This is a genomic window from Myxococcus sp. CA051A, assembly GCF_013336705.1.
Lineage (GTDB): Bacteria > Myxococcota > Myxococcia > Myxococcales > Myxococcaceae > Myxococcus > Myxococcus llanfairpwllgwyngyllgogerychwyrndrobwllllantysiliogogogochensis.
Genome location: NZ_JABUMS010000015.1, coordinates 168,915 through 184,025 on the forward strand (window position 1 = coordinate 168,915; position 15,111 = coordinate 184,025).

Consider the following 15,111-nt stretch of genomic DNA (forward strand, 5'->3'; position numbering starts at 1 on the left):
AGATGCCTCCCCAGGAGCCCGCGAGCCCCGCGCCTTCCGCGCCGAGAGACAGCGCACCCGTGCTCCGGGAGCTGGCGCTCCTGTTCCTCCGGTTGGGCACCACCGCTTTCGGCGGCCCGGCCGCGCACATCGCGCTCATGGAGGACGAGGTGGTGCGCCGTCGACGCTGGCTCACGCGCGAGGAGTTCGTGGACCTGCTCGGCGCGGCCAACCTCATCCCCGGCCCCAACTCCACGGAGCTGGCCATCCACATTGGCCACCGGCGCGGCGGGTGGCCGGGGCTGCTGGTCTCCGGCGTCTGCTTCATCCTTCCGGCGTTCCTCATCGTCACCGGCTTCGCCTGGGCCTACGCGCGTTTCGGAGACCTGCCGGACGTGGGCGCGCTCTTGTACGGCGTGAAGGCCGTCATCATCGCCGTGGTGTTGCAGGCCCTGTGGGGGCTGTCGCGCACCGTGGTGAAGACGCGGCTCGCCGCTGTCGTGGCCGTGGGGTCCGCGGCGGCGGCCTTCCTCGGCGTCAACGAGCTGTGGCTCCTGTTGCTGTCGGGGCTCGGCGTCCTCGCGTGGCGCGCAATCGAGCACCGCCGGGAGCATGGGCCCTCGGGACGCTCCGCTTCGTTGCCCGTGTCGCCGTGGGCGCTGGCGCTTCCCCTGGGCGCCGCCACCACGGCCGTGCCCTTCACGCAGCAGGGCCTGTTCCTCTTCTTCCTGAAGGTGGGCTCGGTGCTGTACGGCAGCGGGTACGTGCTGCTGGCGTTCCTCCGCTCCGAGCTGGTGGAGCGGTGGGGATGGCTCACCCAGGCGCAGTTGCTGGACGCGGTGGCGGTGGGGCAGGTGACGCCCGGTCCCGTGTTCACCACGGCCACGTTCATCGGCTACGTGCTCGGGGGGATGACGGGGGCGGTGGTCGCCACGGTGGGCATCTTCCTGCCCGCGTTCTTCTTCGTCGCGCTCAGCGGGCCGCTGGTGCCGCGCCTGCGTCGCTCGTGGAGGGCGGGGGCGTTCCTGGATGGCGTCAACGTGGCGTCGCTGGCGCTGATGGCCGTGGTGACGTGGCAGCTTGGCCGGGCGGCGCTGGTGGACGCTTGGACGGTGGGGCTCGCGCTCGCGTCCGCCGTGCTGCTCATCCGCTGGCGCGTCAACTCCGCCTGGCTGGTGCTGGGCGGAGGCGCGGTGGGGTGGCTGGTGAAGAGTCTCAGCGCGGGGTGAGCTTCGCCCCGCAGCGGGCCACTTCGACGCCGGACAGGTCGTCGCGCCGGTCGATGCACGTCAGCACCAGCGTGTTCCCATCCAGCTCGTTCTCACAGTGGCGGTTGGCCTGGACGCTCGTCGAGGAGCCCGCGTCCGGCCGCACGACGCCCCCATCCGCGCCCAGGTGCACGGTGAGGCTGGGGTCATGCAGCGACCATTCGCCCTTCGGAATGTCCACGCTGTCTCGGGTCGAATCGCCGAACTCGGGGAACCCCAGCGCGGAGGCCCCCTGCGTGGTGATTTCGCACGCGTCCTCACCCGACAGGACGCGGAAGGTGCCGTTGGAGCCGCAGGTGTTGCCGGTGACGTCGAAGGTGACGTCTCTGGTGCCGTGCTCGCATTTGCGCGACGAGTCGGCGAGGAGCAGGAGCCCGGTGGTGGCCAGCACCGCGACGGACGCGAGGTTTCTCAGCAGGGGCTTCATGACAAGGCTCCGGGGGGTGTGAGGGACGCGGCTGGCGTCCGGGAGAGCACCGTGGCGCGGCCGTACAGCACCGCCACCGCGATGAAGGGCAGGGTCAGCAGGTCGGTGGGGTCGGCCACCGCTCGGAAGCTGTCGAGGCCGAGCGGCGCGCCCATGGGACGCAGCCACTGACAGAAGAGGTCCGCGAGGGGCTGTGACACCTTGAGCGCGGTGAACAGCACGGCGGTCAGCGCCGCTCCCGCGCCCAGCCGGAGGCTCCGAGGCCAGCGCGTCACCAGGGCCAGCAGCGCGGACACGTAGAGCGGCAGGAAGAAGCAGATGGCCACGTCCGACAGCTTGCCGGTGAGCGTGTTGTGGAAGGTGGGCTTGAGCCAGCGGTCATTCACCGCCATCAGCGCCACGGCCGCCAGGGGCAGCGGCGCGAGGAACTCCGGCATGCGAGGCAGGGGCTTCACTTCAGCCCCTCCGTGCGCACCAGGGCCCGCAGGAGGATGACATCCGTGAGCAGCTCCACCGGGGCCCGGTCATCCGTGAGGGGCTCCGCGGAGGCCACCGCGCGCAGCTCTCCGACGACGCGCGTCGCCAGCGGGCGCAGCGAGAGTGGGAGCCGCTCCGTCCTCGCGGCCAGTCGCTCCGCCATGCCCTCCTCGCCCGCGAAGAAGAGCGTGTTGCTGGGGTTGCGCGCATCCGCCGCGAGCACGTGAGGAAACACGGACGCCAGCGTGCCGCCCACCGCGTCCACCACACCGCGCTCCTCGCGGAAGCGGCCCACGTTGAAGCACGCCACGCCTCCGGGAACCAGGTGGTCCGCCACGCTCCGCGCGAACTCACGCGTCGTCAGGTGGAAGGGCACATAGGGAAAGCGGAACGCGTCGACGATGATGACGTCGTAGCGCCGCGAGTCCGCCTCCAGGAACGCGCGCGCATCGCCAACGTGTACCTCCACCTCGGCCCCCAGCCCGAAGTGTGTCCGCGCCAGCCGCACCACCTCCGCGTCCAGCTCCACGCCCACCACCCGCGCCCCGAGATACGTCTCCCGCAGCCCGCGCGCGCTGGTGCCCGCGCCCAGGCCCAGCAGCAACACCCTGGGCGCCCGAGGCTCCGCGCGCGCCATCGCCGGCGTCAGCAGGTAGTGCCCGAAGACCTCCTCCCGCACCGGCTGCCCGGGAAGCCACGTGCTCTGCACCGCGTAGCCCTCGTTGAACACCAGGCTCCGCGTCCCCTCGGGTGACTCCAGCACCTGTACGAAGGCATGGGGCGACTCGGCCACGTCCCGCGCTCGCGGATGTCGCGGCAGCGCGTGGACTCCCAGCGCCAGCGCCACCACCGGCACGCCCACGGCCACCACCCGCCACCGCCAGCCGAGCCCATGCGCCGCCGTCAGCCCGAGCACCCCCGCGAAGCAGGCCATGGCGCGCGCGGTGCCCAGCCACGGCAGGACGACGAAGGCCGCCAGGAGCGTCCCGGCGATGCTGCCCAGCGTGGACGCTGACGACAGCCGCCCCGCATGCGCCCCCGCCGACGCCACGCCTCCCAACCCCACCCTCACCAGGAACGGCCCCACCGCCCCCAGCGCCAGCAGCGGAGGCACCGCCACCAGCACCACCAGCCCCACGCGCCCCATGGCCTCCAGCGGACGCCCCGTCATCACCGCCGCCGTGGCCCCTGACAGCAGCGCCCGCGCGAGGAAGGGCAGGGCGGCCAGCAGCAGCGCCGCGACACACAGCGCCATGCGCAGCGGCTCCAGTCGCTCCGCGCGGTCCGCCCAGCGCCCGCCCAGGTGCGCCCCCAGCGCCAGCCCTCCCAGCACCAGGGAGATGAGCGCCGCCCACACGGGCGTGCTGCTCCCGAAGTAGGGGGCCACCAGTCGCGAGGCGGCCATCTCCGACGCCATCACCGTGGCGCCGGAGAGGAAGGACAACCACGTCAGTGAAGAGGGCTTCATGAGCGGGGGCCGGATGAGCAAGGCCCGTTCCATACTCAACAGCCCGTAACTCCGCGGCCCCAGGGGGAAGTCCCCGGGGCTCGGGTGACAAAGTCGTCAGTGGCTCACGGCTTCACTGACAGCCGTGTCGCGCTCAGCCCTTGAAGGGCAGTGGTGCGACCTTCACGGTGTCGGGCCCACCGGCCAGCGTCAGCTCGGTGCCGGGCTCCAGCGAGTCGCGGTGCACGTAGCCCAGGGCCACGCGCTGTCCCTGGGACGGGGAGCGCACCACGCTGGTGAGCCAGCCCACCTTCTTCTCGCCCCGGCGCAGCTCCGTGCCGGGCGCGGCGTCGGCCTCGCCCAGGAGCAGGCCCGTCAGCTTGCGGTTCATGTGCCCGCGGAAGGTCGCCCGGGCGATGACCTCCTGCCCGATGTAGCAGCCCTTGTTGTAGGAGATGGCCCCGGTGAGGTTGGCCTCCATGGGGATGGTGGTGTCCACCATGTCCTGCCCGTACCGGGGGACTCCGGCCTCCACCCGCAGGAGCTCCAGCGCCTCGAAGCCCAGCGGCTTCAGGCCTGGCTCCGCGCCCGCCTGGCTCAATGCGCGCCACACGGCCTCGACGCCCGCGCGTGGCACCCACACATCGACACCGTGGGGCTCCACCGAGGTGTTGCCCACCAGGATGACGTCCTGGCCGGCGAGCGTCAGGGTCCGGGTGGCGTGGTGCGCCAGGGGGGAGAAGCCCTCGCCCAGCACGCTCGCCGTCCGGGGACCGAGCAGCCGGAGGATGGCGTACTCGCCCGTCGCCTCGTGCAGCTCCGCGTCCTCGGAGATGAGGTATTTCTCCAGGAACTCCCGGACCTTGGCGCCATGGCCCGGCTCCACATCCATCAGGAGGTCTGCCTCCCGCTTGAGGATGCGGGCATCCGCCACCATGGCCCCTTTCACATTCACCAGGGCGGCATAGGTGGCGGCTCCGACGGGGAGGTTGTTCACCTCCTGGGTCACCATTCCATGTAGGAAGGAGGCCCTGTCCTCCCCCGTTATCCGGAGGATTTCGCGGTAGGAGGCGTCGTGGAGCGCCACGGCCTCCCGGGCGGCGCGGTAGCCGTCCTCGCCGTTGCCATATCCGGCCACGACTTCCCGGCCGCGCACATCGATGAAGCGGGCCCCCGCTTCTTCGTGAAGAAAATGCAGAGACAGCGGTTCCATGTCCGTCGCTATATAGAGGCGAAGGAGCGAATGCCACGATGGATGTGAAGCAGCTGTCGTCCTTCCAGGACTTCTCCCCGGAGAAGCTCCGGAAGCTCAACGTCTTCCAGTCCGAGCGCTTCTTCCTCGACGTCTACTGCCTGGCGCCCGGGCAGGCGCAGAAGCCGCATCACCACGCCACCTCCGACAAGGTCTACGTCGTCCTGGACGGTCGCTGCCGCTTCCGCGTCGGTGCCGAGGAGGAGGTCCATGGTGTGGGCGCGGCTGTCTTCGCCCCCGCGGGTGCCGAGCACGGTGTCGCCAATGATGGCCCCGCCTCCGCCCGTTTGCTCGTCCTGATGACCCCGCCCCCGGAGCACGCATGAGTCCGAAGTCCTCTCCCCAGAAAGCCGCCACCCCCGTTCCCTTCCGTGTCGGGGTGGTGTTGCTGGTGCTGGGCGTGGCCGCGAGCGTCCTGTCCGTCTTCCAGTGGAGCCAGTTGCTCACGCTGCGCGCCGGTGGTTCCACCGTGTGCGGCGTGTCCGACACGGTGAACTGCGAGACGGTGTGGAACTCGCCGTTCGCCACCCGCTTGCATGAGCTGTTTGGCATCCCCGTGGCCGGCCTGGGGCTGGTGTGGGGCCTGACGGTGGTGGCGCTGTCGGCGCTGTACCTGGCGCGCGCTCGTTCGGGCAAGCCCGTGGCTCCGGCGGCGCAGGGGCTGAAGCTGACGGCCGGCGCGGGTATCGCGTCGGTGCTCGTCTTCGCGTTCGCGAGCTTCCAGACGGGCGTGGTGTGCCCCACCTGCCTGGGGACGTATGCGCTGGTCGCGGCCATCGCGGCTGTCGCGTGGAAGGGGCTGCCGGCCGCCGGTGCGGGCCAGTGGGTCCCCGCGCTGCAGTGGACGGTGGGCGTCACCGTCGCGGTGTTCATCGCCGTCTTGCTGCCGGGCCGCTCGCTGTCCTCGCCGCAGCCCAAGGCGGGGTCGCTGTTGCCCGTGGCTTCGTCGTCGACGACGACGCAGGCGGCCACGCCCGCGTCGCTGGAGGCGTACCTGCGCGGGCTGCCGATGGAGCAGCAGCAGTTCATCTCCAACGCGCTGGCGTTGTACCGGCGGGACGTGCCGAAGGCCGCCGCCGCGCCCGCGCGTCACCGCTATGGGCCGGTGGACGCGCCGGTGAAGATTGTCGAGTGGACCGACAGCAAGTGCCCCCACTGCAAGGCGTTGGTGGAGGAGCTGGCGGTGCTGAAGAAGCGCGTGCCGGAAGGCAAGCTGTCGCTGGAGGCCCGGCAGTTCCCGTTGGATGGCTCCTGCAATCCGGCGATGCCCAAGCGCGGGCCGGACGCGCCCAGCGTGCGGTGCGTGGCGGCGAAGGCGCAAATCTGCCTGGAGGGCGCGCCGGACTTCTGGGAGCTGCGGGAGAAGCTCTTCGCGGCGCAGGCGGTGCTGGATACGGAGCGGGTGATGGAGATTGCTTCGTCCGGCTCGATGTCGCGGATGCAGTTGGATGCGTGCATCTCCAGCGCGGCCACGGCGGCGAAGATTCAAGAGGACACGTCGTATGCGCTTCGCTACCAGTTCACCGGCACGCCGTTGGTGGTGGTGAACGGGCGGCAGGCGATGCCGTCCGCGCCGTTCCTGTACGCGCTGGTGATGGCGGATGGGAATCCGAGCGCGCCCGCGTTCGACGTGCTGCCTCCGCCGCGCGCGATGCCGCAGGACGACCACGCGGGCCACAACCACTGAGCAACGGCGGGCGGTCTCGTCATGGGCAAGCGTGACAAGAAGGACGAGCCAGCGGCACCGGTGGGGCCGTTCCACAATCCCTTCGCCGCGCTGGCGGCGAAGCGGGAGGCGTTGCCGGTGGGCCCCGCGGCGCCCGTCGCGGCACCCGCGCGCAAGCCCGAGCCGAAGGGCCCCGCGCGCGCGGTGGTGCGGATGGAGCGCAAGGGGCGGGGTGGCAAGGAAGTCACCGTGGTGGAGCACCTGGAATTGCCCGTGCCCCAGCGCGAGGTGTGGCTCAAGGCGCTGAAGAACTCGCTGGGCTGCGGAGGCGTGGTGGAGGACGACACGCTCGTGCTCCAGGGAGACCAGCGCGAGCGACTGCCCGCGCTGCTGGAGGCGCGCGGCGTGCGCAAGGTGACGGTGGGCTGAGGCGCGGACACGAAAAAGCCCGGGCGCCTTGAAGGCGACCCGGGCTCGTGTGACGGCGTGGGCCGTCGTGACTGCTACAGCGCGGCGATGAGGGCGTCCGTGAACTCGCGCGTCGTCGCGCTGCCACCCAGGTCGCCGGTGCGGATCTTCCCCTCACCGTAAACCTTGTGGAGGGCACCCTCCATGCGCCGGGCCTCTTCGCGCATGTCCAGGTAGTCCAGCATCATCACCGCCGACATCATCAGCGCGGTGGGGTTCGCGATGCCCTTGCCCGCGATGTCCGGCGCCGTGCCGTGGACCGCCTCGAAGACCGCCGTGCGCTCGCCGATGTTCGCGCCCGGCACCATGCCCAGGCCGCCCACCAGACCGGCGCACAAGTCACTCACGATGTCGCCGTAGAGGTTCTCCAGCACCATCACATCGAAGCGCGTCGGGTCCTTCACCAGCTGCATGCAGAGGTTGTCGACGATGACTTCCTCGTAGTGGATCTCCGGATACTCACGGCCCACCTTGCGGCAACAGTCCAGGAACAGGCCGTCCGACAGCTTCATGATGTTCGCCTTGTGGACGCCGGTCACCTTCTTGCGACCGTGCTTCCGGGCGTACTCGAAGCCGAAGCGGGCAATCCGCGTGGACGCCTTCTCGGTGATGATCTTCAGCGACTCCACCACGCCCGGGACGATGATGTGCTCCAGGCCGGCGTAGAGGCTCTCCGTGTTCTCGCGCACCACGACGAGGTCCACGTTCTCGTAGCGCGTCTTCACGTTCTGCACGCTCTTCACGGGCCGCAGCGACGAGTACAAATCCAGCCGCTTGCGCAGGCCCACGTTCGCGGAGGGCAGACCGCCGCCCACCACCGTGCCCGTGGGGCCCTTCAGCGCGACGCCGCTGCGCAGCACCGCTTCCACCGTCTCGTGGGGCAGGTTGGTGCCGTACTTGGCCACCACTTCCGCGCCCGCGTCCTTGTGCTCGAACTCGAGCGGTACCTTGAGCGCCTCGAGGACGCGGATGGTGGCCGCCATCACCTCGGGGCCGATGCCGTCTCCATTGATGACCGTGACAGTGCGGGTGTTCGCCATGGGTGCGGATTCACAGCACAAAACCCCTGGACCCGAAAGGACGAAAACTTCCGGCGTACAGGGCCAGGCATGGGGTCCATGAGCCAGGCCCTGGCCCTAGGCCACCCGGAGACCGCCCAGGGAGGAAAGGGCCCCTCAGTGCTCGGACGCGGAGTCTGGCCGGCGGGCGGGCCGGCGGGTGGGCCGGTGGCGCCGGCGGATGGCGTAGGGCCGGTAGAACGACTCCCACAGCGCGGCGCGTCGCCCCCGGGGGCGTGTGCGCAACTCGCCCAGGGGCGCCCGGATGAAGAACGAGGAGATGAACAGGTAGGTCGCGGTGATGGTGATGAACACCAGGATCAACATCACGATGGGGCCCGGAATCCAGGCCACGTGGGCCCGGGTGACGAACTCCAGGAAGTCCACCGGCGGCTTCGGGTGGCTGTAGACCTTGAAGAACCACGTCACCAACAGGACCATCAGGATGGGCCCGTAGGTGCGGTTGAGCCGCGTGGAGATGGCGGAGAGCAACGAGAGCTGGATTTGAGGGCGGGACATCTCCACCGCCAGCTCTCGCAGGGCGTCCGGGTCCACCGGCTCGCGGCGCAGCATGGGGGCCCACCAGCCGTCCTCCAGCAGGCGCACGCGGCGGTTCCACAAGTCGTAGTAGCGGTAGCGCCGCGCCTCGACGAGCAGGAAGGACACCACCATCCAGATGCCGACGAGGAAGGTGACGTGGGAACTCTGCGGCGTCGCGAAGCCGAAGGAGATGACGGCCGCCGTCGTCGTCAGCGCCCAGTTCGTCGTCGTGTCCAGGCGCGTGCGCCAGGTGTCGGAGCGGCTCAGCTCGCCCCGGAAGAGCTGCGCCATGGCCTGCTGCGACAGCCAGGGCGACTCCAAGAGGTCGTTCTTGATGGGCTCGTTGAGGGGCATCCGTTCCCGGAAGGTGGGACGGGGCGCGGGTCGATGCAACGGCTCGTCCGGATGATCGCCCCCATGTGAGCGCGCCCGCGCGCACGCCCTGCCTCCCGGTGGGCGAGCAGGCGGCCTGGGACACCGGCGGCATCGGTCCCTTGGAGCGGGCGGACAGGCGGGGGCACGGGTGGCCATGGCGGGCGGGCATGCCCACCTTGGCGACTTGAACGTGGCCCGGCTCAATCCCATCGAAGCCCTGTCGGAGCTGCTCCAGGGGGAGCAGGAGCGCGTGGCGCGCCTGTGGGCCAAACGCCTGCGCGCGGAAGTCTACGAGGTGGAGATTCCGGGCAGGGACTTGCGTGCCCCACTGCGGCGACTGGTGGGGGAGATGGCGCGCCTGCTCAAGGACCGGGGCGAGGACGCGGTGCGCCTGTGGCCGGAGGTCGCCCGTTCCCACGGCGCGGACCGGTACACGCAGAACTTCGAGCCCGAGGACCTGACGCGCGAGTTCAAGTCCCTGGAGTCGGTGCTGCTGCACGTCTACGCGCGCCACCACGGCGGGCTGATAGAGCCGGAGGTCGCCGGCCTCATCGCGGAGCTGGTGTGGGAAGGGGACGCGGCGGCGCAGGCGTCCTATGCGCGCATCCTGAAGACGGAGGAGGTGCGCTTCCGCGAGGCGGCGGTGATGGAGTCGGTGCTCAACCACGTCGACGTGGGCATCCTCCTGGCCGAAGTGGACGGCACCGTGTCCTTCGCCACGCCGCCGGTGAGCCGGCTGATGGGCGTGCCCATGCGCGCGGTGGTGGGCGGGCGCGCGGTGAACACCGTGTCCCCGGTGCTCACGCAGGTGAACGCCCGGCACCTGACGGGCGAGCCCTTCAAGGTCGCGGACATGCCCTTCGTGCGCGCGCTGAAGGAGCAGGGCCCGGTGCGCGGGGTGATGATGGTGGTGGAGCGTCCCGGCGGCGGCGAGGTGACGCTGGAGATGAGCGCCACGCCCGTCTGGGAGGAAGAAGGCGAACTGGCCGGCGCCATCCAGACCTTCACCGACCGCACCGAGTCCGCGAACAAGACCAAGGCGCTGGAGAGCGCCTACGGAGAGCTGCGCAGGCTCCAGGGGCGGCTGCTCCAGCGCACCCGGCAGCAGGCGCTGGGACAGCTGGCGGGGGGCGCGGCGCATGCACTCAACAACTTCCTCAACGTGCTGCGCCTGCGAATCACCTTGCTCCAGCGTGAATACAAGCCCGAGCACCTGGAGGCGCTGGACAAGACGGTGCAGCAGATTGGCGAGTTGGTGGCGCGGCTTCAAGAATTCAACGTCCAGCGCACCGAGGAGCGGCCCGTCGACGTGAAGGTGGACCAGACGGTGCGCGAGTCGCTGGAGCTGGCGCGCGGCGAGCTGGAGCAGCGCGAGCACCCGGTCTACGTGGAGCTGGACCTGCATGACCCGGGCGCGGTGCGCGCGGACGCGGCCTTCTTCCGCGAGCTGGTGGTGAACCTGCTGCTGGCGGCCAGGGACCGCATGGAGGAGGGCGGCCACCTGAAGCTGACGACGCGCGCGGAAGGCAGGGAGTGGCTCATCCTGCGCATCCAGGACGAGGGCCCGACGTACGCGGCGGAGGAACTCTCGCACCTGTTCGACCCGCTGCGCAGGGACCCGGGAGCGCCGCAGCTCTCCTTGTACCTGGCGGTGGCGCGCGCGCAGGTGCAACGCTGGGGCGGCGAGCTGACGGCGGAGAACGCGACGACGGGAAAGGGCGCGGCCTTCGTGGTGCGGCTGCCGCGCGTCCACGAGCAGTCGTCCACGTACGAGCCCACGCGCACCCCGCCGAGCGGCACGAAGGCCGTGGCTCCGGCGGCGCCCCGGCGCTTCCAGCAGACGCGCCGCGTGCTGGTGGTGGACGACGACCTGGACAACGCGCGGATGATGGCCGAAGTCCTGGGGGAGGAGGGCTACGAGGTGCAGGTGGCCCATGACCCCCATGTGGCGCTGGAGATGTGGGACCGGCGCCGCTTCGACGCGGCCCTGTTGGACGCGGTGATGCCGGAGATGAGCGGCTGGGAGCTGGCGCGCGCGCTTCGCGAGAAGACGCCCCACGTGCTGCTCGCCATCGTCACCGGAATGGACGTACGCGGGCAGAACCGCGCCAGCCTCGCGCTGGTGGACGCAGTGTTCCGCAAGCCCATCGACGTGGGCGCGCTGGATGACTTCCTCGCGCAGACGGAGGGCGGCTCGGGCGGTGAGGCCGCGCAGGCCGCCGGAGAGTCGTCTCCCGACGCCGGCGACAGTCCGGATACTCCGCCACGGCACTGAGGCCCCGCGGGTGGACCACCCCGAGGTCCAAGGAAGGAGGGGCAACGGGGGCCGCCGTCGCCTGGAGACCCTCGCCGGCCGCCCTCGCGGACGGTCGCGGCGTCACCTGAGCCGTGCGCACCTACGGCTCATGTCGGGTCAGAACGTGCTCCACCGCGACTTTCGGCGCGGTCTTCATTTCGTCCCGGTGGTGAATCACCTGGTCATGCGGAACGCCGAGGGACTTCGCCACGTCCACGAAGCTGAACTCGGGATGGCTCGGGGTGCGGTATCCGGCTGCGAAGCAGGCGCATCCTGCCTGACGGGTTTTGCTCAAACCATCCAACCCCAGGGCATGTGGGTGTCGACTGGGGCGATGTCTGTGTATGTCGAAAGCCCATCGTGTCTGGGTGGGTTGGAATGCTTGTCTGCCAATGGAACTCGGAGTCCGGTGCGGGGTGGGTTCGTGAATCACGGCCGGGCGTCTAGAGTCGTGTGGGTGAGCGTCTTGCTGGAAGTGGAGCGCATCCGCCGCAAGGTGGAGGCGGGTGAGGTCCTGAGTGACGCGGAGCTGGAAGCGCTCCGCGCGCAGGCACAGGGCAGTGAGGGGCCGACGCCGAGGCTGGCGCTGGCGCACGCCCTCATCAACGCGGGCGCGGACCGGGAGGCGCTGCCGCTGCTGGAGGCGCTGCGGCGCGACTTCCCTCGGGACGTGCCGGTGATGTTGGGGCTGGCTCGGGCGCTGCTCGGGCTGGAGCGAAATGGGGACGCGGAGGCGCTGCTGCGGCAGGCGCGCGCGCAGGAGCCCGGGGACCCGGAGGTCCTCAAGGTGCTCGCGGTGCTGGCGCTGCGCAGGGGCGAGGTGGAGAAGGCGCAGGCGTACGTCACGGATGCGCTGGCCAGAGACCCGTTCGACGCGGAGACGCGGTTGTTGAAGGCGGAGCTGGAGGCGGCGGAGCTCCCGCCCCCGGCCGTGCCCGAGGAGCAGGTGCTCCGGCCGGAGTTCACCGCCGCGCTGGCGGGCGCGCTGGGACGGGCGCGGGTGGTCTTCCGGCGGCAGGGAAAGGACCTGCTGGTGAAGCTGGCCACGGGCGGAGTGGGGCGCGTCGACGTGGGCTCGCTGTACGCGGCGTATCGCGAGGCCCCCGGCTCAGCGGGGTTGGGCCCCTACGTGGAGGCCCTGGCCGCGCGATTGGGCGGGTTGGACTCGGGGCTGGGCGCGGAGGGGGCGTCGCTGGAGGCTCGGCTTCGTCCGGTGCTGCGTCCGGCGGACTTCGAGGCGAAGGCGGTGGGCGCGCTGCACCGCCAGGGGCCGGCGAGGCTGGAGGTCTTCTATGTGCTGGAGGACGCGGACTTCGTGCGCTACCTGCCCGAGTCCGCCCTGGGGTCGGCTGGGTTGACGCGGGAGGCGGTGGACACGGCGGCGTGGCGGAACCTGGAGGCGCATCCGGCGCCCGTGCGGCCCGTCGTCATCGACCGGGGCGAGGTCCGTCTCGCGGAGAGCTTCTCGGGGCTGTGGGCGGTGGCCGCGGGAGACGGGCTCGACGGTGCGCGGTTGCTCACCGCGTCCCAGCGGCGCTTGCTGGCGGAGCAGGCGGGAGACGAGCCCCTCTATGGCTCCCTGGTGCGGCGTGAGATGGCGCTCGTGGCCCGAGTCTCCGACCCCTCGGCCTGGGAAGTGCTGGCGGACCTGGAGCCGACTCCGGAGGGAATCGCCGGCTTGTTCTTTCTGTCGGACGAGGGGCTCACCCGGGACCAGGCTGCTGGGGACTGATACAGGTCGCTCTGGAGGTGGCAATGACCAGGGCAACAGTCCTGTCATACGAGGAATGGGCGCTCGGACCCCGCGCCACGCATCCTGGATGGGATGCGGTCGAGAAGTTCATGTCGAGTGAGGCCTTCAGGAGGACTGCTTCGGGGGTGCTCATCTTCGACAGACCCACTGAACGCGGTGATTTCGTCGTGTCGATGAGGGTGGCTGTTCCCCTGGGAGGGGATTCCGGGCGAGGCGACGTGGTCCAGGCGATGAGGCGAGACGCGCTCTCGGTCTTGCTCCTGGATGACGAGCTCGCGGTCCCGGAGCATTTCCCCGCCTACGACAGGGTCGCCATCGGGGCCCTCACGGACCCGGAACATCCGAACCTGTTTGGCGGGCCTGTCGCGGGGCTCGCGAGCGCCGTGGCGTCATCCCGGTCCGCGCTCGTGATTTCACACGATGGCGACCCGGTCATCCTGATCCATCATGGTGCGCCACCGGAGTGAAGGCTCCAACGGTGGGAAACGTAGGAGGCATACCCGTGTCATCAGCCGAGTGGTCCGCTGCGCTAAAGGAGATGAGGAGGCTTTTTGACCATGACCCCACGGACAAGAAGAGCCTCAAGGAGTGGGTGGACGCGTCCATCGCGCTGTGCCTGCGACTTCGCACCGTCCGCGCGAGCTTCGACGTGGAGGAAATCGTCTGGCATTTCCTCTTCGACGCGGACATCCGGGTGAAGGCCCCCGAGTACGCCCAGGCCCAGCGCGAGGCGTTCGAGAGCTGGCTCCAGGACGCTGAACGCGCCTTGCTGTCAGAGCCGTGAACGTCCGTGGGGCCGGCTCACCCCGCCGTGCCGGTGGGCAGCCGGTCCACGAACACCACCTCGCGGTAGCCCAGCGTGAGGAGCAGCGCACGCAGGGCCCTTTCGGCGGAGTCCCGGGCGCGCTGCTGGAGTCTCGTGTCGGCGCGCACGTCATGCTCGAAGGCCAGGCGCGCCTTCTCCAACAACTGCGCCGTCTGCGCGCTGTCCAGGTTGGAGTCGATGATTTCCGTCTCCCCGGGCCGCAGCGCCACGCGCACGTCGATGGGGGGCAGCACGACGTGGACCTTCGTGCCGGCGACGTGGAGGCTCGAAGGGCCCAGGCGCTGGAAGTCGAAGCCCAGGTGCGCGTCCGCGAAGACGATGGCGCGGCCGTGCGGGTTCTGGAGGGTGTACGCCGCCCAGTTCACCACGTCCTTCCACAGCGCATCCGTGGCCTTGGGTTCGGGGGAGAACGTCACCTTCTTGTAGAGGGCGACGTCGAGCGTCTCCAGCCGCGCCACCTCGCGCATCTGCTGCACCACGGAGGCGGTGTCCGGCAGGGCGGGGGAGGTGGGCCTCAAGAGCCAGCCCGCGCCCAGGGCTCCGGCGACGATGCCCAGCAGGACCGCGAGGATTCGCGAGAGGTGCGCCATGGGCCCAGTGTATCTCCTTCCTCGCGGCACGCGTCTGGGGCACGGTGCGCGCGTGTGGGCGGCACGTTGCTGGAAGGAGCACGTGTGGAGCTGACCGATGTAGAGGTGGAGGCACTGGGGACGCGTGGCTATTTCACGCGCCCTGATTTCCTCGGGGATGTGGCCGCCCTCGCCGCGCGGGCTGAAGCGCTGGCGAGGGCTGAATCTGGAGTGCTGCATGCCGCGGGCATCCGCCGGGGCGCCGAGCGGACCCTGGACTCCCGCGTGAGAGGAGACCTCATCGGCTGGGTGGAGCCGGAAGCAGGAACAGGACTCGGCGTCCTGTGGGAACACTTCGCCAGGCTCGGTCAGGCGCTCTCGTCGGCGGCCTATCTCGGCCTGGGACGCTTCGACCTCCAGCTCGCCTGCTACCCCGGCGGCGGAGCGCGCTACGCGCGTCACTTCGACTCATTTCCCGGACAGTCCAACCGCCGCGCCACCGCCATCTGGTACGCCAACGCGGGCTGGGTGCCCGAGCACGGAGGCGTGCTGCGGCTGCATCCGGAGGGCTCGGCGCCGGTGGACGTGGCCCCCATGCTCGACACGCTCGTCGTCTTCCTGAGCGAACGCATCGAGCACGAGGTGCTGCCCGCCCACGCCTCGCGCCTGGCCCTCACCGCCTGGTACTACGGCCGCGACGCGGGCTGAGC

Annotated in this window: 16 protein-coding genes; 9 read left to right on the forward strand and 7 right to left on the reverse strand. The window is 70.4% G+C overall.

The annotated features are described in order from the left end of the window. Positions 1-2 precede the first annotated feature (2 nt). Positions 3-1,208 (forward strand): chromate efflux transporter, encoded by a 1,206-nt coding sequence (gene chrA, locus HUA74_RS34445; protein ID WP_174457987.1) that lies wholly within the window; start codon positions 3-5, stop codon positions 1,206-1,208. On the opposite strand, the gene HUA74_RS34450 is transcribed toward chrA, so the two are convergent. From HUA74_RS34450 to HUA74_RS34465, 4 genes are all read right to left on the reverse strand, one after another. Then, complete coding sequence (locus HUA74_RS34450) at positions 1,195-1,674, reverse strand: hypothetical protein (protein ID WP_141648345.1); 480 nt, start codon at positions 1,672-1,674, stop codon at positions 1,195-1,197. The genes chrA and HUA74_RS34450 overlap by 14 nt on opposite strands. After that, a complete protein-coding gene (locus HUA74_RS34455; protein ID WP_174457945.1) occupies positions 1,671-2,129 on the reverse strand; it encodes a hypothetical protein in 459 nt (152 codons plus the stop codon). The genes HUA74_RS34450 and HUA74_RS34455 overlap by 4 nt, the downstream gene beginning before the upstream one ends. After that, positions 2,126-3,619, reverse strand: a complete 1,494-nt coding sequence (locus HUA74_RS34460; RefSeq protein ID WP_174457946.1) for a fused MFS/spermidine synthase — start codon at positions 3,617-3,619, stop codon at positions 2,126-2,128. The genes HUA74_RS34455 and HUA74_RS34460 overlap by 4 nt, the downstream gene beginning before the upstream one ends. Before the next feature lie 133 nt (positions 3,620-3,752). Beyond that, positions 3,753-4,811, reverse strand: a complete 1,059-nt coding sequence (locus tag HUA74_RS34465; protein ID WP_174457947.1) for a folate-binding protein YgfZ — start codon at positions 4,809-4,811, stop codon at positions 3,753-3,755. 38 nt (positions 4,812-4,849) lie between these two features. On the opposite strand from HUA74_RS34465, the gene HUA74_RS34470 reads away from it, so the two are divergent. From HUA74_RS34470 to HUA74_RS34480, 3 genes are read left to right on the forward strand one after another with little or no spacing between them, the layout of a single operon-like run. Further along, entirely contained in the window at positions 4,850-5,176 is a 327-nt protein-coding gene (locus HUA74_RS34470; RefSeq protein ID WP_174457948.1) for a cupin domain-containing protein, read from the forward strand. After that, a complete protein-coding gene (locus tag HUA74_RS34475; RefSeq protein ID WP_174457949.1) occupies positions 5,173-6,537 on the forward strand; it encodes a thioredoxin domain-containing protein in 1,365 nt (454 codons plus the stop codon). Before HUA74_RS34470 ends, HUA74_RS34475 begins: the two co-directional genes overlap by 4 nt. Positions 6,538-6,558: 21 nt before the next feature. Beyond that, positions 6,559-6,945: a translation initiation factor gene (locus HUA74_RS34480; RefSeq protein ID WP_141648883.1), complete on the forward strand. Its 387-nt coding sequence runs from the start codon at positions 6,559-6,561 to the stop codon at positions 6,943-6,945. A 74-nt stretch (positions 6,946-7,019) separates the two neighbouring features. Here HUA74_RS34480 and HUA74_RS34485 read toward each other — a convergent pair whose 3' ends face one another. Continuing rightward, complete coding sequence (locus HUA74_RS34485; protein ID WP_141648884.1) at positions 7,020-8,024, reverse strand: isocitrate dehydrogenase (NAD(+)); 1,005 nt, start codon at positions 8,022-8,024, stop codon at positions 7,020-7,022. Between the two features lie 135 nt (positions 8,025-8,159). Then, positions 8,160-8,936 (reverse strand): DUF2270 domain-containing protein, encoded by a 777-nt coding sequence (locus HUA74_RS34490; protein WP_141648885.1) that lies wholly within the window; start codon positions 8,934-8,936, stop codon positions 8,160-8,162. 175 nt (positions 8,937-9,111) lie between these two features. On the opposite strand from HUA74_RS34490, the gene HUA74_RS34495 reads away from it, so the two are divergent. From HUA74_RS34495 to HUA74_RS34510, 4 genes are all read left to right on the forward strand, one after another. Then, complete coding sequence (locus tag HUA74_RS34495) at positions 9,112-11,232, forward strand: hybrid sensor histidine kinase/response regulator (protein ID WP_254614156.1); 2,121 nt, start codon at positions 9,112-9,114, stop codon at positions 11,230-11,232. A 478-nt stretch (positions 11,233-11,710) separates the two neighbouring features. Continuing rightward, positions 11,711-12,985: a tetratricopeptide repeat protein gene (locus tag HUA74_RS34500; RefSeq protein ID WP_371817352.1), complete on the forward strand. Its 1,275-nt coding sequence runs from the start codon at positions 11,711-11,713 to the stop codon at positions 12,983-12,985. Between the two features lie 146 nt (positions 12,986-13,131). Further along, positions 13,132-13,473: a hypothetical protein gene (locus tag HUA74_RS34505; RefSeq protein ID WP_174457951.1), complete on the forward strand. Its 342-nt coding sequence runs from the start codon at positions 13,132-13,134 to the stop codon at positions 13,471-13,473. A 71-nt stretch (positions 13,474-13,544) separates the two neighbouring features. Beyond that, entirely contained in the window at positions 13,545-13,790 is a 246-nt protein-coding gene (locus HUA74_RS34510; protein ID WP_174457952.1) for a hypothetical protein, read from the forward strand. 17 nt (positions 13,791-13,807) lie between these two features. Here HUA74_RS34510 and HUA74_RS34515 read toward each other — a convergent pair whose 3' ends face one another. Then, positions 13,808-14,422, reverse strand: coding sequence for a DUF4230 domain-containing protein (locus HUA74_RS34515; RefSeq protein ID WP_141649033.1), 615 nt, complete (start codon positions 14,420-14,422; stop codon positions 13,808-13,810). Positions 14,423-14,506: 84 nt separating this feature from the next. Between HUA74_RS34515 and HUA74_RS34520 the strand changes: the two genes are divergently transcribed. Continuing rightward, on the forward strand, positions 14,507-15,109 hold the full coding sequence (locus HUA74_RS34520) for a 2OG-Fe(II) oxygenase (RefSeq protein ID WP_174457953.1): 603 nt from the start codon (positions 14,507-14,509) through the stop codon (positions 15,107-15,109). Positions 15,110-15,111 lie beyond the last annotated feature (2 nt).

Coding starts and splice junctions, on each gene's coding strand:
- chrA (WP_174457987.1), top strand. CDS start 3: ATGCCTCCCCAGGAGCCCGCGAGCCCCGCGCCTTCCGCGCCGAGAGAC.
- HUA74_RS34450 (WP_141648345.1), bottom strand. CDS start 1,674: ATGAAGCCCCTGCTGAGAAACCTCGCGTCCGTCGCGGTGCTGGCCACC.
- HUA74_RS34460 (WP_174457946.1), bottom strand. CDS start 3,619: ATGAAGCCCTCTTCACTGACGTGGTTGTCCTTCCTCTCCGGCGCCACG.
- HUA74_RS34465 (WP_174457947.1), bottom strand. CDS start 4,811: ATGGAACCGCTGTCTCTGCATTTTCTTCACGAAGAAGCGGGGGCCCGC.
- HUA74_RS34470 (WP_174457948.1), top strand. CDS start 4,850: ATGGATGTGAAGCAGCTGTCGTCCTTCCAGGACTTCTCCCCGGAGAAG.
- HUA74_RS34475 (WP_174457949.1), top strand. CDS start 5,173: ATGAGTCCGAAGTCCTCTCCCCAGAAAGCCGCCACCCCCGTTCCCTTC.
- HUA74_RS34480 (WP_141648883.1), top strand. CDS start 6,559: ATGGGCAAGCGTGACAAGAAGGACGAGCCAGCGGCACCGGTGGGGCCG.
- HUA74_RS34485 (WP_141648884.1), bottom strand. CDS start 8,024: ATGGCGAACACCCGCACTGTCACGGTCATCAATGGAGACGGCATCGGC.
- HUA74_RS34490 (WP_141648885.1), bottom strand. CDS start 8,936: ATGCCCCTCAACGAGCCCATCAAGAACGACCTCTTGGAGTCGCCCTGG.
- HUA74_RS34495 (WP_254614156.1), top strand. CDS start 9,112: ATGGCGGGCGGGCATGCCCACCTTGGCGACTTGAACGTGGCCCGGCTC.
- HUA74_RS34510 (WP_174457952.1), top strand. CDS start 13,545: ATGAGGAGGCTTTTTGACCATGACCCCACGGACAAGAAGAGCCTCAAG.
- HUA74_RS34515 (WP_141649033.1), bottom strand. CDS start 14,422: ATGGCGCACCTCTCGCGAATCCTCGCGGTCCTGCTGGGCATCGTCGCC.